Annotated in this window: 18 protein-coding genes; 4 read left to right on the plus strand and 14 right to left on the minus strand. The window is 34.6% G+C overall.

Going from position 1 to position 21,632, the window contains the following annotated elements:
* Positions 1-58: 58 nt before the first annotated feature.
* Positions 59-1,099, plus strand: coding sequence for an AMP-binding protein (locus tag ABFR62_03045; GenBank protein ID MEN8137383.1), 1,041 nt, complete (start codon positions 59-61; stop codon positions 1,097-1,099).
* Positions 1,100-1,135: 36 nt separating this feature from the next.
* On the opposite strand, the gene ABFR62_03050 is transcribed toward ABFR62_03045, so the two are convergent.
* Both ABFR62_03050 and ABFR62_03055 read right to left on the minus strand, forming a co-directional pair.
* Positions 1,136-3,436: a tetratricopeptide repeat protein gene (locus ABFR62_03050; protein MEN8137384.1), complete on the minus strand. Its 2,301-nt coding sequence runs from the start codon at positions 3,434-3,436 to the stop codon at positions 1,136-1,138.
* A 126-nt stretch (positions 3,437-3,562) separates the two neighbouring features.
* Complete coding sequence (locus ABFR62_03055) at positions 3,563-4,498, minus strand: outer membrane beta-barrel protein (GenBank protein MEN8137385.1); 936 nt, start codon at positions 4,496-4,498, stop codon at positions 3,563-3,565.
* A gap of 887 nt (positions 4,499-5,385) precedes the next feature.
* On the opposite strand from ABFR62_03055, the gene ABFR62_03060 reads away from it, so the two are divergent.
* From ABFR62_03060 to ABFR62_03070, 3 genes are all read left to right on the plus strand, one after another.
* Entirely contained in the window at positions 5,386-7,050 is a 1,665-nt protein-coding gene (locus tag ABFR62_03060) for a lipopolysaccharide core heptose(II) kinase RfaY (protein MEN8137386.1), read from the plus strand.
* Between the two features lie 343 nt (positions 7,051-7,393).
* Positions 7,394-8,188, plus strand: coding sequence for a patatin-like phospholipase family protein (locus ABFR62_03065; GenBank protein MEN8137387.1), 795 nt, complete (start codon positions 7,394-7,396; stop codon positions 8,186-8,188).
* Positions 8,189-8,193: 5 nt separating this feature from the next.
* Positions 8,194-9,087, plus strand: coding sequence for a diacylglycerol kinase family protein (locus ABFR62_03070; protein MEN8137388.1), 894 nt, complete (start codon positions 8,194-8,196; stop codon positions 9,085-9,087).
* A gap of 9 nt (positions 9,088-9,096) precedes the next feature.
* Here ABFR62_03070 and ABFR62_03075 read toward each other — a convergent pair whose 3' ends face one another.
* The 12 genes from ABFR62_03075 to ABFR62_03130 all read right to left on the minus strand — a co-directional run.
* Positions 9,097-10,527 (minus strand): M48 family metalloprotease, encoded by a 1,431-nt coding sequence (locus ABFR62_03075; protein MEN8137389.1) that lies wholly within the window; start codon positions 10,525-10,527, stop codon positions 9,097-9,099.
* Positions 10,528-10,536: 9 nt separating this feature from the next.
* Positions 10,537-11,856 (minus strand): BatD family protein, encoded by a 1,320-nt coding sequence (locus tag ABFR62_03080; protein ID MEN8137390.1) that lies wholly within the window; start codon positions 11,854-11,856, stop codon positions 10,537-10,539.
* A gap of 61 nt (positions 11,857-11,917) precedes the next feature.
* Positions 11,918-12,058, minus strand: coding sequence for a hypothetical protein (locus tag ABFR62_03085; GenBank protein MEN8137391.1), 141 nt, complete (start codon positions 12,056-12,058; stop codon positions 11,918-11,920).
* A 51-nt stretch (positions 12,059-12,109) separates the two neighbouring features.
* Positions 12,110-12,202, minus strand: a complete 93-nt coding sequence (locus ABFR62_03090; GenBank protein ID MEN8137392.1) for a GIY-YIG nuclease family protein — start codon at positions 12,200-12,202, stop codon at positions 12,110-12,112.
* Positions 12,203-12,300: 98 nt separating this feature from the next.
* The gene (locus ABFR62_03095; GenBank protein MEN8137393.1) at positions 12,301-14,022 is read right to left on the minus strand and encodes a VWA domain-containing protein; all 1,722 of its coding nucleotides are present in this window, start codon (positions 14,020-14,022) and stop codon (positions 12,301-12,303) included.
* 173 nt (positions 14,023-14,195) lie between these two features.
* On the minus strand, positions 14,196-15,206 hold the full coding sequence (locus ABFR62_03100) for a VWA domain-containing protein (protein MEN8137394.1): 1,011 nt from the start codon (positions 15,204-15,206) through the stop codon (positions 14,196-14,198).
* Between the two features lie 2 nt (positions 15,207-15,208).
* Positions 15,209-15,652, minus strand: a complete 444-nt coding sequence (locus ABFR62_03105; GenBank protein ID MEN8137395.1) for a DUF4381 domain-containing protein — start codon at positions 15,650-15,652, stop codon at positions 15,209-15,211.
* Between the two features lie 183 nt (positions 15,653-15,835).
* A complete protein-coding gene (locus ABFR62_03110) occupies positions 15,836-16,768 on the minus strand; it encodes a DUF58 domain-containing protein (GenBank protein MEN8137396.1) in 933 nt (310 codons plus the stop codon).
* 76 nt (positions 16,769-16,844) lie between these two features.
* On the minus strand, positions 16,845-18,017 hold the full coding sequence (locus tag ABFR62_03115) for a BamA/TamA family outer membrane protein (GenBank protein ID MEN8137397.1): 1,173 nt from the start codon (positions 18,015-18,017) through the stop codon (positions 16,845-16,847).
* A gap of 309 nt (positions 18,018-18,326) precedes the next feature.
* Positions 18,327-19,298, minus strand: coding sequence for a MoxR family ATPase (locus ABFR62_03120; GenBank protein ID MEN8137398.1), 972 nt, complete (start codon positions 19,296-19,298; stop codon positions 18,327-18,329).
* An 88-nt stretch (positions 19,299-19,386) separates the two neighbouring features.
* A complete protein-coding gene (locus ABFR62_03125; protein MEN8137399.1) occupies positions 19,387-20,412 on the minus strand; it encodes an HAD family hydrolase in 1,026 nt (341 codons plus the stop codon).
* 127 nt (positions 20,413-20,539) lie between these two features.
* Positions 20,540-21,632: sulfatase-like hydrolase/transferase (locus tag ABFR62_03130; protein MEN8137400.1), on the minus strand; the 1,093-nt coding region annotated here is incomplete at its 5' end.

Genomic DNA, 21,632 nt, shown 5'->3' on the forward strand with positions numbered 1-21,632 from the left:
ATTAATAAAACCTATCTCAATTCTTGAGATAGGTTTTATTTTTATATACTTTTATCGAATGTTAAAACTAGATTTCTCTCTAAGTAAAGAAGACATTCTGAAAAAAGTGTCGGATAACGATAATAATTGGGCTAAGGATATTTTATTTTTCCTCGATGAGTGGTGGAATCAAGAAGTTTATATTTCTGCCGAAACATCAGGTTCTACAGGAACCCCAAAACTTATCTCACTGGAAAAATCTAAAGTCATCAATTCGGCCAAGTCTACCGGAGATTTTTTTGGTTTTAACGAAAATAACACTGCTCTTCTGTGTATGTCTCCAAAGTTCATTGCGGGAAAGCTTATGATTGTCAGGGCAATTGCATGGAAAATGAACCTGATATGTATTAAACCTGATTCTAATCCATTAGAATTAGTTCCTGAAGATAATCATATCGATTTTGCTGCCATGGTTCCTTTACAGGTAAAAAACTCAATTGACAAAATAAATTCGCGAAGAGTATCAAAACTCATAATTGGTGGCGGAAGTATAGATAGCAGCCTGCTGGAAAATATAAAAAAATCGGATACGGAGATTTATTCTACATATGGAATGACTGAAAGTATTACACACATAGCTTTAAAAAAACTTAATGGAGTTAATCCCGGTCTATATTATAAAGCTTTAAATGATGTTAGCTTCGCAACCGACAAGCGGAATTGTCTAGTTATCGACTCTCCCAAAGTGAGCAAAACAAAAATTATCACAAACGATATTGTGGAGTTAATCGACGATAAAACATTCGACTGGTTAGGCCGATATGATAATGTCATAAATTCAGGGGGTATTAAAATCAACCCTGAGAAACTTGAAGCTATACTTTCGAAAGTTATTTCAGTTCCTTTCTTTATATCGTCAGTTAAGGACGAAACTCTTGGGGAGAAGGTAATACTCCTTATAGAAGGAGAAAAAAATATTATAAGTTTAAAAACTATAAATGGACTGCTTCCCAGGTACCATACCCCTAAAGATGTATACTATTTAAAAGAATTTTCCAGAACGGAATCCGGGAAAATCCAGCGAAGAAGAACTGTCGAGAAAATAAGTATACAGCTTTAACCGGCATTAAATATATGCCCCTAAGCTAAAGCATCTTTATGGCATCTTCTGCTTTTGTACTGCCATCGACATCATTTCTTTCCCTATATTTTCATTTGGATAATATTCTATTAAAAGCTTTGCAACTCTTTCTGCTTTCTTAAACTTTGAATTTTTAAGATAGAACACACCCAAATTATATAAGTAATCGAAATTATCCTCATCTATTTCTATAGTTCTTTCAAATGCTATTTCCGCTGATTTTTCATCATTTTCTGATAGATATATCAATCCTAAATTGTAAAAAGCTCTCGCATAATTAGGATCAAATTCAATTGCTTTCTCTAAGTTAGTTTTAGCTAATTCTGTATCGCCATCCTCATTATACAACAAGCCTAAATAGTAATATCCTATTGCCAAATCTGAATGATATTTCAGAGTATTATTAAGGATTGTCTTTGCATCCTTGTTTCTGCCAGTCTGGCTATAAAGTATGGCCATATTTATTGCTGCCGGGTAAAACTGATCATCAATTATTAAAGCTTCTTCATAATATTTTAATGCATTCGTATTGTCGCCTAACCTACTGTAAAGTCCCCCTAAATTATGTGCACTTTCAGCAAAATCAAGGGTATACTCCATAGTTTTTATATATTCATTCAGTGCTTTATCAAATAATACCTGGTAATTTTCGGGAATAGCATTTTTTGGAGCATCTAACAGTTTACTAACAGTAATTATTCTAACTGCCAATAATGGATCGTCCAGTTTTGGCAACAATGCAGACACATATTCTTCAACCCTTTGAGAATTTAAATTTCTCACTGCAGCATGCCTAATCAAACCATTTTTATCATCGAGCATTTCCTTTACTGCCTCTCTCGATAATCCGGGATCAAAATTTGCCAAATACTCTATACTAGTAGCTTTATGAATTGGATTAATAGAATCGTGTTTCAACAGCAGCTTTAATTCTTCAACAGAACTTTCCTTTCCTGCTCTTGCATCTGCAAAAGTCTGCAAATAAGAATATTCAGAATAATCAGTATCGCCATACCATTTTTTTATCCACTTAACAGACCATTCGTTCGATTTGTCTTTATGACATTGATTACAGGCATTTGGCGTTCCGTTTTTAATACTCAGATCCGGACGTGGAATACGGAAACTGTGATCGCGTCTGTAATCTACTCCCATATATTTACCACCGGTCATATGACAGTCTACACATTGAGTTCCATCGCCTCTTTCGTTTTCATAGAAACCATTTTCGGTTATCGCTCCCTTTCCTCCTATGCTTTTATGAAAATGATGGGTTTCTTCATACTGATCTTCTCTGTGACACTGGTAGCACAGGGCATCTCCCTGAAATTTTGTTTTCAGTGAATGTACATTGTGGCAATCGGCACAGCGTACATGGTTTCTATACATTTTGGTTTGAACGAAAGAAGTATAAACATAATCTTCCTCCAGTATTTGCCCGTCAGAATGATAATATTCTCCATTAATTAGTTGCGGGAACATATGATTCAGCATATTATCTCCGTCGTGATGATTATCGCCAAACGAAGTACGGCGGGCGTGACAATATGCACACTGATCCAATAATCCATCGGTTTGCATATATGTTGGATTTTTTAAGCCGTAGTGTTTTATCTCCGGCCTGTCCAAACTATCAATTTCTGCCCACTGAACATGACGTGATGCCGGTCCGTGGCAAGCCTCACAGCTAACATTTATTTCACTCCAGGTAGTATTGTACTCTCTGGTTTCCGGATTATAGCCTTTATGCAGGTTTGTAGAATGACACTCAGCACACATCCCATTCCAATTTTGCCCGTTGTTAGTCCAGTAAAGCCAATTTTCCGGTGTAATTTTTTGTCCGTGATATACCGAATCTACAAGAGAATACCACGATTCCGTTTGCGTATCCCAGGTAATTGGCAAACATTGCAAACGCCCTTTTTCGAATGGAATTAAATACTGCTGAAGCGGTCGTATTCCAAATGTATATTTTATTTCCAGTTCCTTAGGCTCTCCGTTTTCAGCCTTAGTATATACAAAGAATTTACCATCTCGTTTGTAAAATTTTGATACAAATCCATCGTTATCGGTAAATGTAGAATTATTGAAATCGCCAACAACTGAGGAGTCACTGGCCACTGCCATTGCTCTATCATGATCGGAATGCAGCCAGTCTTTATACTCTACCTCATGACATTCTATACAGCTTTGTTTTCCAACAAAATAATATTCCGATGATATTTCTTCAACTTTAGAATACAACTCTTCATTAGAACAACTGCCCAGCACAGTTACAATTATAAAGAACAAAATAAATTTGACAACAGTTCTCAAGGGTTAAAGATTTAGATTAGAAAGGGGATTCTTGAGCTCCTTTTTTTCATTATTTCTCTTAGCTTGACATAAAGATGCGAAGAATTATTTTGAATAACAATTTCCAAAGCTTCATTATTGTCTCTTTTAGAATTTATACAGAACATTCAAATAAACTGAAGTCTGTTTTCCTACAGTTCTATCTTCATTGGAGACATATCGTCCATTTAATGAAAATTTAACATGTTCTAATGGTGCAAACTCCAGCCCTATCATATATATACTGCCATTCTCTGTATTATTCCACGGATTTGACTGTCCTTCTTCAATATTTGATTTCAAAATATCGTAACGCGAAAATACTCCTATCTTTTCTGTAAATTGATAATTCCCAAAAATTGATATCCCATATATTTTATGATTGTCCACAAATTTGTTGTTTTTCTGATAACTGCTTTCGGCTCCAATAGTGTAATTATTTTTTAAGTGATAAGCTACAAATAAAGATGCTGTAGCTTGAATTGTATCCAAATGAGGAATAATATCGCCATATAGTCTAAAAAATAGTTTTTCAGTTGGTTTTAAAGTTATACCCGTACCATATCTCATTTTATTATCAGTTTGCGCCCTTTTAAAACCTTCTCCATTTGATAAGGCAATATCTGTAGAAATTATATCGGTGAACTTATACTCAATATTTAAACCCAAATCATTCGAAGGTCCGAATTTATTTTTATCCTGAAAAGTTGCCATTATATATCTGTATCCCCAAATATCCTGAATCAATAAAAATTGTTTCATTGGTATTACTCCAAATTTAACTACGAGCTTATCTTTTTTATATGTCAACGAAGCCTCTTTCATAAATGCATGATAATCCAAACTGCTTTCTTCATTAGGTGGTGCTACATCGAAAACTACTTTTGCTGAAAAATTATCGTTATAATTTAAATTGTATCCTAAATAAGAACGAATTAGTTGAAATTCCGTAGTTTTTCCTTTTTCATTCCTGCTATGATGTAAATTGGAGAAAACCTGAATTACCGGTCTGCCATTTTCCAGAACATCAATTCCTTGAGCCATAAGCCCATTTAGGAACAGAGAATACAAAATAATAAAAATTACAATTACACCTCTCATAACTATGGGTTTAGACCAAATACCTTCCTCTTCTCTCTATTTTGCTTTTTTAGTACAAGTTTTAATGCTTTAACAAAGTTTTTTGAAGAAAAAATATAGGCATGTGCCTTACTATTATAATACGCATTTTGCAATGAATTGATATTCAGACGATATTTCTTCAACTTTTTAATACAACTCTTCAATTGAACAACTGCCCAACATAGTTACAGTTATAAAAGACAAAACAGATTTGGCAACAGTTTTCAAGGATCAAGTTAAGGATTTAGATAAAAAAGACTTTAATTTTTATCTAAGTTATCTATAAAGATCCGAAGAACTTTTTTTAATAGCAATTTCTTTCACTTAAATATTAAATATACTTATTAATCTAATTTACATATCCAACAATGAACAGTCCACAAAATTGTAAATTGGTATATCATCCTGACAAAACTCAAGTCATCTAGTTGTATTTCAGGCATATACATTGTAACTTTATTGAAATAAAACGAGTATGAGTAAAATTTTACTCACACGGGGGGATGATTGTTATAGCGAGTTCCATACCTGCCATGCTAAGGCATGGTGACCGATTAAAAAACAAATTACAGACAGATGAAACAAGCATGAGCAAAGAGTTTCTCATACAAGGGAACGATAATAATGCGAACACCATCCCTGCCTGCAAGACGCAGTCAGGCAGGTGACCAAAACATAAAATTATTAACAGATGAAACTAGCATGACAAAATTTTAACAATTTTGACCCACAGGGGAATGTTAAAATTTTGTTTTGCGAACACCATCTGACCAAAACATAAAATTATTAACAGATGAAAAGATATATTTATGGAAACAGGAAATAAGCCTGCAACAAAACCACTTACTAAACTAAATGAAAACTCAGTTAGAATTAAGGAGATAATAAGCATTCTGTCAAAGTACAGTTTGGCCAGTTGGTTAAATGAGTCAAAAATTGAGTGGATAAAAAAATATTACAGAAAAAACAATTCCGTTGAAATAAGTACTGAAAGTACTGAAATACGTATTAGAAAGGCCATTAATGAGCTAGGTACCACATTTATTAAATTGGGTCAGCTATTGAGTACAAGAACTGATTTAATTAGTAAAGACTTGATAGAAGAGCTAAGTAAACTTCAAAGCGATACAAAGACCGATTCGTATGATTATGTTGAATCCGTAATAAAACAGGAGTTTGATGTTAACAGCCTTGACCCACTATATAATGTATTTAACTCTGTACCTATAGCTTCTGCATCAATAGCACAGGTGCACAAAGCTACGCTGATTTCAGGCGAAACTGTTGTAGTAAAAATCATCCATGAAGGAATAGAAAAGAAGATTTCCGAAGACATGGAGATATTGGATGCCCTTGCTCATTTGACTGAAAAATATAGCAGTAAACTCAGAAAATACCAGCCGGTACAGCTAATAAGAGAATTTCGAAAGATTCTTTTTAATGAAGTGAATTTAAAAAAGGAACTTAGGAATATTCAATTATTTGAAAAGAATTTTTCAGACGACGAAACAGTTTCATTTCCAGATGTTTATCCTGAATTATCGGGTAAAAATGTTTTAACTATGCAATTTGTAGAAGGAACAAATGTAAATGACATTGCCGATAAGCCTGATGAAATTAAAAACGAAATATCATATCGAAGTGCCCAAGTATTTTTGGATATGATTTTCAGAGATAATTTTTATCATGCAGATCCTCATCCGGGGAATTTTTTCATTAGTTCCGATAACACAATTACCCTGATTGATTGTGGAATGGTAGGTCGTTTAGATGAGGATAATCTGGAAAAAATAGAAAGTCTGATAATCAGCATTATCGAAAAAGATAGTGAAGAAATAAAGCAAAACATTATTGATATTGGCTCTGTACCGGAAAATTTAGATACAGAATTATTCGCAGCTCAAATTGACGATTTTATAGAGGAGTACTTAGACTTACCTCTCCAAGAATTAGATATTAGCAAAGCCATAAATCAGGCGATTGAAATAATCCAGACCAATCATATAACACTACCTGCAAATATTACGATGTTACTTCGTGTATTGGTAATGCTTGAAGGATCAGCAAGATTATTAAATCCCGGTTTTAATTTATCTGAACTTCTCAGAAGTTACTATTTAAAGATAGCATTGAAACGAATTTCACCAAAAGCAATCTTTAAAAAAGCAAAAAAGAATATACAACAGTGGGAAAGAGCTATTGAACTTATGCCAAAAGTTTTGACTAAAGTTCTTAACAATGCCAGTAAATCGGACTTCAAGGTAAGCATGGAACACCGTAATCTGGAGCATACTGTAAACAGTTTGGTAACCGGATTGATTGTAGCAGCGCTATTTTTAGGTTCATCACTGATAGTATCCGCTAAAATAGCACCATTAATAGGCGAATATTCAATTTTAGGACTTATAGGCATGCTAATTTCACTAATTATAGGTTCAATATTACTGATTCGTATTATCAAAGAAGAGAAATAAATAATTATATAATAAGAAAAACCTATCATTACTTAACAACTAATTTATTTTAAAAAATGGAAAATTAAAATTCATTAATTAAACAGATAAAAGTAACCGTGAAAAATTGGCGGGTATTTATGTTACTGGGAATGGCATTTATATTACTGGGGGGCAAACCCTTTAGAAAGCTACTTTTGATGTGTAATTGGCATAATCCCTGCAGCCGACCATTTCCATGTTTTTCTCCTTAATAATATCACTTCCGGGGAGTGCCATATTAAGGGGAAGCTACATCTATAGAAAAATAAAATTTACAGTTGAAAAAAATCTAACTTTAATTTATAAAAAACTGCAGATTGAAATGGAAGAAGAAATTGACAGAGAAAAAAAACTGCAAAACAATAAAGTAAAATCAGTTTCCTTAGCCTTGTCTGGAGGAGGTGCACGGGGAGCTATTCATCTTGGAGTATTAAAAGCTTTTGATGAAAATAACATTAAAATTGATGCTGTTTCCGGAACAAGTATTGGTGCAATTATTGGCGCTCTATACTGTGCGGGAAATTCGCCTGATTACATAAAAACATTCACAAATACTAAATCGTTTAAAAAGATCTTTGCTTTTTCATTAAACAATAAAGGCTTATTAAAAATGGATAAAATGATTAAGCTTTTATCTACCTTAATTCCGGAAAACGATTTCGACAAACTTAAAACACCATTCTACAGCTGCGTCAGCAACCTCGATGAAGGAACCTTTGAAATATTAGAAAATGGCGATTTATATAAAAGTATAGTTGCTTCTGCATCAATTCCTATAGTATTTGAACCGGTAACAATAAAGGGCAAATCGTATATAGACGGAGGGTTATTTAACAACCTGCCTGTAGATCCTCTAATAAATAAAAAATGTAAAATTATTGGTGTACATGTAAATAACTATAAACCCTCAGAAAAAGAGAATATGCTTTCTTCGGCTGAAAGAATTTTTACGCAGATAATAAAATCTAATGTAAAACCTCAATTAAAAAAATGTGATTATATAATAGAGCCCTATATTTCAAAACATATAGGAGTACTCAATTTTAACAAAACAGATTTACTTTTTGAAATTGGGTATAAAGAAGCCAAAAAATTAATTAAAGAATCTTTAATCTAAAAAAAATGAAATTACTATTCATTGTAAACCCAATTTCAGGTGGCGTTGATAAAGAACCATTTTTAAAAGAAGCAAAAGAAATTTGCAAAAAATATGGGATTATATACAAGATAATAAAAACCACCGGAAACAATGATGAGCAAAAAGTGAACGAACAATTAAGTAAATTCAAACCCGACAAAGTAATATCGGTTGGAGGTGACGGCACTACACTGTTTACATCTATCATTCTATTAAACACAAATTATCCTATGGGAATTATCCCGCTTGGCTCGGCAAACGGAATGGCTGTAGAATTGAATGTAAACCCTGATCCTTTAGAGGCACTTAAAGAAATAATTATTTCACAGGTAGTTTCAGAAATGGATATGATTATGGTTAATAAAAAACATTACTCTATCCATATTGGCGACGTAGGGATTAACGCCAATATAGTTGAAGCTTATGAAAAAGACGAAAACCGAGGAATGATTACCTATGCAAAATATTTTATGGATGAACTAAATAAGACTGAACTAATTAATTTTAAAATTAAGGCAAACGAAAAAACTTACTCCGAAAAAGGACTAATGCTTGGAATTTGCAATTCGAGAAAATATGGCACAGGAGTTCCACTGAATATTGCCGGTAATCCAATGGATGGCAAATTTGAAATTGTTATTGTTAAGGATATTAACCTAAACTCTTTGATAAAGGCCGGTTTGTCTAAATTTGACGAAAAATTTCACGACAGCCAAAATGGTGTGGTCATAAGTACAGATAATGCCGAAATAATATTTGACCAACCAAGACTTTTACAACTAGATGGTGAAGTAATAGGTATGTTTGATAAATTAAATATTAAAATACTTAAAGGTGCTGTCAAACTTATAACGAACAATGATAATCCATATTTATAGCCCAAAAAATTATTTTCCTAAATAGCCTTTTTCGTAAACAACCTTGATTAACTCTCCTTTTTTCAAAACTTCATCAATAGTTTTTTCATTAATTATAGCCGTAAGATTATCGTTGAGTTTATTAGTTGTTCGCTTACTCAACGAACTTATTGTCTCATTTTCACGTGCTTTTTCAATTTTCACAACATATTGCTTAATAGATTCTTTTTCAGAAGAAGTTAAGTTCCTAAGACTTGCTGCTGAAGCTTCCAATTCTTTTTTATACTCTAAGGGAGCTATACCTATTATCTTAAAAACTTTATCATCTAATGGAAGCCACAACACATATGCATACATGTTATCCTTTTTACTTTTTTCAGAAAAACTAACCAAATATCCTTTTCTGCCACTTATTTCCACATTCTTATTATCCGTGAGATAACTTCGGTATTTATCATCTATTTTATCAACAAACTCCATGCCTGCATCTTTGGGACTTAACCCCTGCCGTTCCAGGCTAAAAAACACCGCTGCTTTGCCATCAGCACTAAATGCGCCAATGTTGCTTGGCTGATTTTCAATATTCCATCGCGTAGGGAAATTTACATAAAAATTAAGGTCAGGGTGTAAAAACTCATTGCCGCGTATTACGCCCTTAGAAGGATCTATTCCAAATAAAACCCCATCAAATTCGTGTAAAAAATCACTCGATACGGGCTTTGTGTAATTTACTTTTATTTGCGCAGCATGTTTTTTTATGTTATTATTTCTATCCGGAGTATATGGATGATCTGCAAAATAACTTTCCTCTTCCTTATAACCGGTTGCCTCTTCAATAGCGGAACTCATCCGAGACAGGATCTCTGTTAAACGGTATGGGTTGTATCCGGCAGATGCTGCAAGAACAATACCTTCGTTATCAGCCTCTGTCTCGTATTTTCGACTGTACGATGCAAATAGTAAGGAATTTGATGTTTTTATTGGAGCATTAAATAATTCTCCCAAATCTCTATTAATAACACCTAAAAGTTCTCCTGGGATTTCAAGTAAACTTGGCAGTATCTTCTTCTTTAATTGTCGCACACTATGTCGATTATTTGAGTGTATTATTTCGTGTGCAAGAATACATGCGAGTTCATCCTCATTTTCTAATAGAGGAATTAGTCCTGTTGTTACATAAATATAGCCTCCTGGCAAAGCAAATGCATTGGGAGCAATATCCGGAACTAAATGAAACTGATATTCAAAAAGAGGCTCTTTAAGGTGAGAAACTAACTTATTACCCAGCTTATTCAAATAGATATTCATCGATTCATTGTCGTAAATCCCCATTTGCGCCTCTACCATCTTTGAGTTTTCCTCACCCAAATAACTATCCAGTTCTATCGACTGCCCATTTAGTGGTGTTTCAGAAATTAAACAAAACACAAAAATCAATACATTAATAACACGCTTAATCATAACTCAAATTTATTTTGGATTCAGAGAAAACTCATTTCTTAAAACATCGCCTGATTTAACTCTTGCTTTTTTCAATACAGCTACAAATTCTTTTGGCGATACACCGCTTTCATCTGACATATAATTTCTTTTTTGTAAAATATTGAATTGCTTACTTAGTTCCGGGTTATTCAATAACAACTTATTGAATTCATCGACTCCATAAGACATTTTCCAGTTGTTAAATACTGTATAGAATATTTTTATTTTTTTTTGCGAAGCATTTTCCAGAGTCTTAAATAAATACTCTTCGCTTTTTCTTCGTATTAGTTTTCTTTCTTCCTGCTTTTTATAAATTTTTGCTCCTAATTTAATTATACGGAATAAAAACAGAATAACAACCAGAAGTATCAGTACAAACTGCCATGGCTTTAATCCAAGTATCAAAAATTCTTTTTCTTCCTCTACCTCAACGGGCTGTATTTGCGACTTTAAAAAAGCATCCAAAGAATCCTGTACACTCTGTGCATAAGCCAGGTCTTTATTTAGTTCTACTTTTATTTTTCTTGCTTTTAAGTACTTAAAAGCTATTTTTTTTGTTCGGGGGTTAAAGAAATAGAACCTGATTTCAGGAAAGGTAAATTCTCCTTCCTCTGTGAGCAGATATTTTATCTTGTCGGTTCTGCTACCGTATATATTCTCTGTTTTTTTATTTTCATAAGTAGTAAAATCATCGGGATAGACAGATGCAAAATCCAAACTGTCCTGTTTAAATTCCGGAATAAAATTAGGTAAAGTACCATTGGCTCGCACACTAACCGATCTGATAATTACATCGCCTGTAGTTAGATTATTCAAAGGTTTATTCCACTTTTCAGAAACAGAAATAGAGTTGGCTGTCATATTCCACTCGTGTTCCTTTGCTTCTTGCGGTATATCTGCGACATTTATTTTTATCGAACGGGTTTTTATTCTTCGTTTTTGACCTTTGTAGCCTCCATCAGGTGGGGTAACTACATTAACTGTCAACTCCGGAAATTCTATTTCTCCATTCTTATAAGGAAACAGCAAAAAGAAGAACTCAACTCCTGAATATTTTTTATTCTTGACATTGGTTGATATTGCAGTGTTACGCTGATACGGAACCAAAAAAGCACCATCAATTTTAAGTTCTTCAAACTTTACCCCTTCCGTGAACCATGTTGATGTATAAACCTTTATCGTTACTTTAACACCCTGCCCTACATATACCTTTTTCGGAGACACCGATACTGTGGCAAAGGTGCTTTGGGCATCGATGTTTGTAACAAAGAAACTTAGGATTGTTAGTATGTATATTATTTTTTTCATCTCGCAAAGGCGCACTTTACAATCTCCGTTATTCCGACCTTGTGGAGGAATCTCGTGATATTCACTGCATTATTTCAATAAATTCCCAATTCTGATTTTTCATTCCAATCAACTTATCTTTCTTTTTTCTACTCCAGTTTTTCAATTGTTTTCCTCTTTCGATTACCTTATTTATATCTGTAAATTCTTCATAATAAAACAAATTATCGACATTATATTTTTTAGTAAAACTAGATCCTCCTCCTGATTTATGCTAACTTAAACGTTTAGCTAAATTACTTGTAACTCCAATATATAATACTGTTTCCCTATCGTTGGTTAATATGTAAATATAACTTAATTGCATTTTTTCTTATTTAAAACGAGATTCCTCGACTTCGCTAAATCTTCGCTCGGAATGACGGTAGTATATCACATTTTCCTTGCGTTGGCGCCTTTGCGAGATTACCAAATCTCCTCCCCCTGATCAACATTTTTATAATACTTCCTCTGTTGATACTGGAACTTCCTTTTCAGAAAAGTTTCCGGATCGGCACTAATTTTCCTGATCAGCATCTTTCTTGCATCCTGGTTCTGTTTCTTTTTATTATCGATTTCCATAGGCATATCTTCCGATTCTTTTGCTTTCCGAATGTTCGATTCAGTTTCATCGCTTAAACGATTTTCCATGTCTTTCGGTTTTTCTTTTACCTCCTGATTGGCATCGTCCAGGGATTCATCTTTATTTTTTGGCTTGCCTCTTCCTTTCTCATTAATCTTTTTCAGTGAATCAAGTCTTGCTTTGGGCAAATTGTCGTTCATCCAATTTTGCAGCAACTTTTCAGAATCTTTTGCCATAGTTAGTGTTGAATCCTTGGCATAAGCAGTTTCAAACGCCATCAATGCTTCGTTATAATTTCCGGCCTGCATGTGTGCCAGCCCCAAATTATAAGAAGCCATAGCTGTTGTATCCTGAGAAAATTGTTCAATAGCCAAACTGTAATTGCCGTCTTTGTAATAAGCACTACCCTTTCTTATTGATTCGGTATATTTTGTTGCTGCATCATTAAATTCCCCTTCTTCCTCACGCATTTGTCCCTGATAATCTTTTGTATACCAAAGGTCATCGAATGTTTCAATGTCGTTGCACGAAGAGAAAAACAATAGAATTACCGGTAAAAGTGAGAATCCTTTTCTAAACCAAAATAAACTTAAAATCAAAATAACCGGCATTAATAATATTCCTGAATCCTGCCAGTCTTCTTCGTTTTTTTCGTCTTTCAAAAATTCTTTCTGAGCTTTTACCTTTTCGGCAATAAGTTTCACATCGGTATTATCCAAAACCATAGGTACTACATCGCAATTTTCAATAGAACTAATGTTTTTTATTACGGAGGCATTTAATTTTGAATGAACCGGTTCCCCTTTTATATCTTTCAAGGTTCCTTTGCCACGGAATGCCGGAACATTTGCACCCGCTATTGTAGCTAAAGGCATAAGGAAAAAATTGTGCTTTTCATTTGAACAGAACTCCCGGATTGCATTGTAATCATTATTTCCGGGTGAATCGGTCAGAACAAACAAACTCAATGGTGAATCGCCGGGAGTAATAGAATCGGCCAACTCAATTGCTAAAGGTAAATTTGAACCTTTTACATAGAGTATTTTTGGTGAAAGTGGATTGAGATACTCCTCAATGATTGAATAGTCGTTCGTAGCCGGAACCACCAAATGCGCCGTTCCTTCATACACAATCAGTCCGGTGCTCGAATGCGGATTCTCCTTGAATAAATCTTTAATCTTGAACTTGGCTCTTTCCAATCGGTTCGGTTGCAAATCCTTGGCAAGCATCGACTGGGAAATATCAAGCACTATGTAGAAAACCGATTTGGTTTTAGTGCCCGGTTTTTCTATCATTTTCCAACTCGGTCCCGACATTGCTATAATCAGAATTGAAAAAAACAATACAAACAAAAACCTGTTTAACCATATATTTTTATCGTTGTGATTAACTATTACAAATTGACGAAGATGTGTTGCTATATTTTCCTGCCATTTGTGTTCTTTGTTTTTTACAAAAATCATCAATACTAAAATCACAACGAAGGGCACAAATGCCCATAGCCATTCCGGTCTCAAAAAATGAAACTCTTCCCAGTTGATATTTAATAGTTCTTTGTATTCCATCTCGCAAAGGCGCAAAGACGCAAAGCGTTCAGCTATAAATTATTGACAATTCTGGTTATTCCGTTTTTAATTAATTTTTCATTAAAATTAATTAGTAGTATATCTACTTATATTTTTGGTATCTCATTTTCCGTCATATCTTAAATCTCTTTGAGTCTCGACGGCTTTGCGAGCTATTTTATAACACTTTTAACAAGCCTCACAAACACAGCAAACAAATAATAAACTACTCCCAGCAAATATGCTATACCAAGAGGGTAGAAATAAAGCAAAGTAACAGGTTTATAACTTTCCTCCTCGTATTCCATTGGTTCGTATTTATTAAGTGTTTCTGTTATTTTTTGCAATGAATTTTCATCATCAGCTTTAAAATACTCTCCTCCACTTATAGAAGCTATTTCTTTCAATGTATTCTCGTCAAGCTCATAAGAACCTGCTCCTTTTTGTCCAATCCCCAAAGTATAAATTGTGATTGAATCTTTCTTGGCAATAGCAGCGGCATCCAGTGGAAGTATATCGCTTCCGCTGTCAACACCATCGGTCATTACCAGCATTACTTTGTACTTAATACTGTCTTTTTCAAACATTTCTATACCTTTGGCTATAGCATTTCCTATCGAAGTCATTTGTCCTGCCATGCCTACTGCTACATCATCCATCATACTGTTTACCAAATTCAAATCGGTAGTAAACGGTGCCTGCGTATAAGCCTGCGAACCAAAAAACACCAACCCCATCCTGTCTCCTTCACGCGTGTCTACAAAATCGTGAAGAACATCCTTTACACCATCCCATCGACTAACCTTACCATTATCTGTTGGCCAGTCTTTTTCGTCCATACTCAGGGACAAATCGGCAACTATTAGGAAATTTCGCGAATTTTTCACTTTTTTCTCCGGAATACCTACCAACTGTGGCGACGAAAATGCCAACAGTAATAAAGCCCAGATAACTATCAAAAAAATCCACTTATACCACTTATTACCCTGTGATTTGTTCAAAGAGATTTCTTTTGAATCTAATAATCTCTTAATATTTGAATATGCCGGAGAAAAAAGTGCCTTTTTATTACTTCTTATAGCGGGTATAATAAGCCATACCAATATTGGAATAGGAAATAAGTAGAATACCCATATATGCTGTATTTCTACCGATGATAATGATATGTCAAATAATTCTTCCAAATTTATCTATGCCCATTTATCCATTTAACAGCATTGGCAATAAAGCTATCTAACTCCCGCTTGTCCACCTCCCCATTACTATAAACAACTTCAAATATTTCTTTATCGAATTTTACTATCGATTTTGAATTCAAAAAATCAGCCCAATTATCAGTACTAAGCCTGGCAACAATATCCCGTCCAAAAGTATGCATAGCAACAATTTTTAATATTTCATTTACTTCTGCTACAGACTTTTGATCTTTCCGGTTTGCAATAAGCTTAACAGCATCCCTTCTGTATTTATTTTTCCTCCAATTAGAATATATTTTATAAATAACAATGAGTATTACAACAGTTACTACTCCATAAACAATATACCAACCCGGAGTTGTGTAGGTCATCTCCAGTTTGTCAGGCTCAATAAGGTTGCCAATATCTTTTATGTCTGATGTTTGTAAAATCATTTTACTGGTTACTGGTTACTGGTTACTGGTTACTGGTTACTGGTTACTGGTTACTGGTTACTGGTTACTGGTTACTATGCTTGTCGAAGGACTGATTACAATCTATGAACTATCACCTCTTTCTTCTTTTATCTTTCTTCTTTTATCTTTCCTCTTTTATCTTTCTTCTTTACCCATACAAACTCACAACCCCAACTGCGTCCTAATTTGCTCTTCAACCGGTGTTTCTGTTTCAATTAAAAAAACAGGGATTTTATATGCATTTAATTCTTCAATAAACTCCTTCTGTTTGCTTTCGAATTCTGTTTTTATGGTATTCTGCGTGTTTTTGTCCTTTCCGTTGATTTCTATCTGATTTTCACCATCACTTATTGCTATTCTTTCCCCGGGAATTTGCATCTCAAGTTCATCGTATATTTTAAAAACTATAACATTGTTGTGCAAAGAAGCTGTTACCAGGGTTTGCAAGACACGCGAATCATATCTTTTAAAATCAGAAATAACAACCATAGTATAATCGTGCGACACCAGGCTGTGCAATTGTTCAAAAACCTTATTTCTGGTTTCTTCGATACTTTTTTCAGATGATATTTCGGCTAGCAGGTTGTTTTTCTCAACTACTTTTTCCAAAAAGTGTAACATCGATTTTTTATCGCGTTTTGGTTTAATCATCTCCACAGAATCATCGTTGAATACAATTCCCCCCACACGATCGCCATCTCCCGAAATTTTGTAAGCCATAATTGCTGCTATTTGTGCTGCACATACCGATTTCATATTTCTTTTAGAACCAAAAAACATTGACTTTGACAAATCAACAACTATCACTGCAGGATGTTCCTTTTCTTCCTGAAATACTTTAGTGTGGGTTTTCTGTAATCTGGCAGTTACTTTCCAGTCGATATTACGAATATCATCGCCTTTCACATAAGCTCTCGATTCTTCAAAATCCATACCTCGTCCCCTAAGTCTGGATGCATGACGACCTGCCATAATAGAATTTACTTTGGCGTTTTTTCTTAGATGAATATTACGTGCCACATAGCTGTAATAAACCAGGTCTTCTATTGTTAAGAAAACTCCCTTAGTATCTGATATGGCCTTTAGTGGTTTCATACTTTGTTGTTTGAAGTTTGAAGTTTGAGCTTCGGCATTGTAAAACAACAAACTCCGAACCTCAAACAATACTGTCCTAAAATGCCTGATTAAAGTTAAAATAGAAACCGGAACTTTCTCTACCTATACCATAGTCTAATCTAAGATTCATACGCGGTTGCAATTCAAACCGGTAACCAATACCGAAGTTCGGCAACCACCTGTTTGTGTTATCTTTTATTGTTTCGGAATCAAAAACTGTTCCCGAACCAATCCATGCTACTACACCATGCTTACTTAAATCGCCGGTATCTTTTAAGAATGTATGACGATACTCTGCTATGAAAAAGAACATATCATTGTTTCGGTATCGTCCCCATGTGTATCCTCTTAAATCAAACGGAGTTCCAAGTTGCGACATTTCTCCATAAGGAACCTCTCCTTCGGCAATACGCACTTTTGCCTGCCATGCCAGTACCTGTCCTTTGCGCGATAATGTTTCAAACTGACGATAATCGAGTTGATATACATTGTAATTATTATCTCCGCCAAAAGCAGTATTGTAATTGGTGTATCTAAAATCTACCAAAACACCTTTCCAGGCATCCACAGGAATATCACGACTATCGTATCGAAGAATCAAACCAAGTCCCGAATTCATCGGCTTGTTTTTAAATTCTTTATAGTTATTTTCGTTAGATACAGGGGCAGCGGCATCGCTACCTTGTGTTGAATTATAATCAACATTTAATCCAACGAAATAGTTTTTCTTAACCTGATACAAAAACCTTGGATTAAACCACCACCATTTTCGGTTGTATGCAGTAGTTGAATCAGACTTGTATGCATTGTAATTGTTTTGATAACCAACACCCCAATAATGGTCGGGCATATCTTTGTACCAAAAATCACCATTTATACGTAGTTTGTCGTCAAGCCAGTATGATGTAAGAATAGCATTAGCTACAAGAGCACTTGTAGTTGTGTATGCTACAGTAAACGGCAAAGAAGAACGCAATAAATCCGGATCGCTTTTATCAGTTTTAAAACTTGTTAAACCACCCGCAGCTATCATAAAACCAAGTTCGGGAGTATATCCCGGAGCTATAATAGGACTAATCATAAAATCGCCGTTCTTTATTTTTTCTTCGTTTTTTGCTTTTTTAGCAGCCTTTTTAGCTTCCTTTTTCTCTTTTCTTGTCATTTCCTGTGCAAAACCCGGAACTATCATTATACTTAAGAATAGTAGTAGTAATATTTTTGTTTTCATCTGTTAATAATTTTAGATTATTGATGTTTACAGACTTACCGGCTTCGTAGTTTATCGGTTGTACGAATTCGTATTGTCGGTAACATCATTTACAAATGATATTATTTTTGATTTTACATCTCCTTCATTCCAAAAGCTTAAAACTCCTTTTTTAGAATCTTCATCTTGCCGTTGATTCTGTATACTTTTCTGTTGGAAACTTGTGAAAGTAAATCCTATTGTGGTAATAAATAATACAATAAAAAAAACTTCTCATAATTATTTTTTCGTGCAATTACAATGTTTTATTATTACATTACCAACTAGTTATCAACCTACTGCAACAAGTTTTATTATCTCATCCAGAGCTTTATCTTCAGTTATTCCTTTGGCATTTGCCTGATAACTGAGAATAAGTCTGTGGCGGAGAACATCGTGAATTACGGCTTGCACATCATCGGGAGTAACAAAATCTCTTCCGTTCATCCACGCATTGGCACGCGAACATTTATCCAGAGCAATAGTTCCACGGGGGCTCGCCCCAAAATCTATCCACTTAGATAAATCCTCGTTGTATTTTTCGGGATGACGCGTAGCATCAATTAGTGCTATTATGTATTTTTCTACTGATTCTGATATTATAATATTATCTATTTCTTTTTGGGATTCAAAAATCAGATCTTGTGGAAATTTATCTTCTTCAGTTTTTTTGCCCAATGATTTGTTTTTGCTTTCCTCACGTACCAATCGCAATACTTTAAGTTCGGCATCGGTGCTGGGGTAATCTATATAAACGTGCATCAAAAATCTGTCCATTTGTGCTTCAGGAAGGGGGTAAGTACCTTCCTGTTCAACCGGATTTTGAGTAGCAAGTACCATAAACAATTTCGGAAGCTTGTGGGTTTTGCCACTAACTGTAACCTGACGTTCTTCCATAGCCTCTAGCAAAGCAGCTTGTACTTTGGCAGGGGCACGGTTTATCTCGTCGGCAAGAATAAGATTGTCGAAAATAGGACCGGGTTGAAACTGAAATTTCTCTTCCGCATCAGGCAAATATATTTCAGTTCCCGTAACATCAGAAGGAAGCAAATCAGGTGTAAACTGAATACGGCTCAAACCTGCTTCAATAGTTTTAGAAAGGCTCTTTACGGCTCTGGTCTTCGCAAGCCCGGGCAAACCTTCAAGAAGCATATTCCCGTTTGAAAGCAATACCAAAATCAATCTATTTACAAGGTGCTCCTGACCTATTATAGATTGTGATATGCTTTCTTTTATCTTATTAATTTTCTCTAAGTTGGTCATAGTGTTGTACAATTTTCACACATCAGTTTATTAACCTGAGTAATCCAAATAAATTTCAGTTAACCCCTATAAATATTTAAGAACATTACTATTCAGGGAAAACTGTCTTCCAGTCTTTTTCCATATCTACAACTGTCCAGTTATTTTTTCCGGCTTCAATAAGTGCTTTATCAAGTTTACCTACATGCGATTCTTTGTCATAAGCCCATTCTCTTATAGAGTCAGTATGATGTATCAACAGGTTGAAATATCCTTTTTCATTGGTTTGTGCATATTGCATCATTTGCAAATCACCATCTGAGTTTCCTGCTACAAATACCGGTTTTTTACCAATGTATTTATAAATTCCGGCAGGTTTACCGGCTTTATCATCAATAAATTCCATCTCCGGCAGCCTTTGTATTTTTTTGGTTTCTTCGTTGTATTTAACCTTAATGCTCGAACCAATTGTCATATATTGAGGTACACCATAAGTTTCGCAGGCAAATTCTCTCATAAAATCTCTTCCTCCACCCGAAACAATAAATACTTTAAAATCATTGTTTCGCAGATAGTCCATTAATTCCAGCATTGGCTGGAATATCAGCTCGTTATATTTTCTGTTTTTTGTTGGGTGTTCGGTTTCGCTCAACCATCTTTTTACTCCTTCTGCAAACTCTTCGTCAGTTGAGTTACCATGAGTTATCAATGCCAATTTTACAAGTCCGTGTTCGCCGTGTTTAGCTAATGTTTTAAAGTCGCGGTCAACGGCTGCTTTTATCAACTCATCTTTTAATAACTCCGGTTTTTCTTTTACCAATGTATCCAGAGTGTACAGGGTAAAATATAATTGAAAATAGAAGGGTTTTTCACTCCATAGAGTACCATCATTATCGAATGTTGCGATTCTATCTTCAGGTTCAATAAAGTTTTTATTCTTAGGATCGCTTATTGATTCCACATAAGAAATAATGGATGATTTTGCTTGACCTTCGTTCCATGTTAGTAAAGGATCTGCTGTTTCAGTGCTATCAGTAGTATATTTTTTTCCGGGGCTTGATGCGTCGGAAGTATAAATAACTAACATTAGTAGCGAAATAACCACTACTAAACCGGTTGAGAATAATTTCTTCATAGATTTAATTTTAGACTAACTAAATTACAAAAAAAACATTAACATTTTATAATCCAGTAAGTTATACCCCTAGAATAAAAAAGCCATCAAATTAATTTGATGGCTTTACTGAAATTTAATATTGGTTTTATTTAGAGCCTCCTTCTTGCAGTGACTCCATAACTTTATCTAAACTAAAACTTGCAGCTTTCATTCTAGGAGGATAATCTTTAAATGTCATCAAGAAATCTCCAACAATTTTTTGAGCAGGAACCAATAAAAATACATGATCCAATAACCAATCGTAATATGTATTTGATGTTATTGTTGCATTTTCATAAGGATCTCTTCTAAGGTTAAAAATAAGGGGAACTCTCAATGTAATAAATGGTTCAGACCAAACTTGCATAGTTCCTTTTGCCCTTTGTTCCATGAAAATTATTTTCCAATCGTCATATCTCAGTGCTGTTAGATCTCCATCATCAGAGAAATAGAACATCTCTTTACGTGGTCCTTCCTCAACTTCTCCGGTCAAATAAGGTAAAAAGTTATATCCGTCTAAATGAACTTTAAATCCCTTATATCCATTTAACAGTTTTTCTTTTACATCATCTCTACCTGCAGCAGCAAGAAAAGTTGGCATCCAGTCAAGCCCTGAAATCATTTCATTCGAAACTGATCCTGCTTTAATATGATTCGGCCAACGAATTAACGATGGAGTTCTCCATCCACCTTCCCAGTTGGAATTTTTCTCTCCTCTAAAAGGATTTATTCCGGCATCCGGCCATGTATTCTTATGAGGTCCGTTATCTGTTCCGTATTGAACAATTGTATTATCCGCAATTCCAAGTTCATCAAGAACTTTTAAAAATTTACCGATATGCATATCGTGTTCTACCATACCGTCAGCATATTCATCCTGTCCTGATACACCTCTTAACTCATCTTTAACATGTGTTCTAAAGTGCATTCGTGTACCATTCCACCATACGAAGAATGGCTTTCCGGCCTCAACCTGTTTTTTGATAAATGCTATAGCTGCATCTGAAGTTTCATCATCAACAGTTTCCATTCTTTTTTTGGTAAGTGGTCCTGTATCTTCAATTTTTCCATCAGCATACGAGTGAATTACACCACGTGGCCCAAAGTTTTTTCTAAAATCAGGATATTCCTTAGGATCCGGATAATCAGGTAATTCAGGTTCTTCCTCAGCATTCAGGTGATAAAGATTACCGAAAAAT

It is taken from the genome of Bacteroidota bacterium (assembly GCA_039714315.1).
Classification (GTDB): domain Bacteria; phylum Bacteroidota; class Bacteroidia; order Flavobacteriales; family JADGDT01; genus JADGDT01.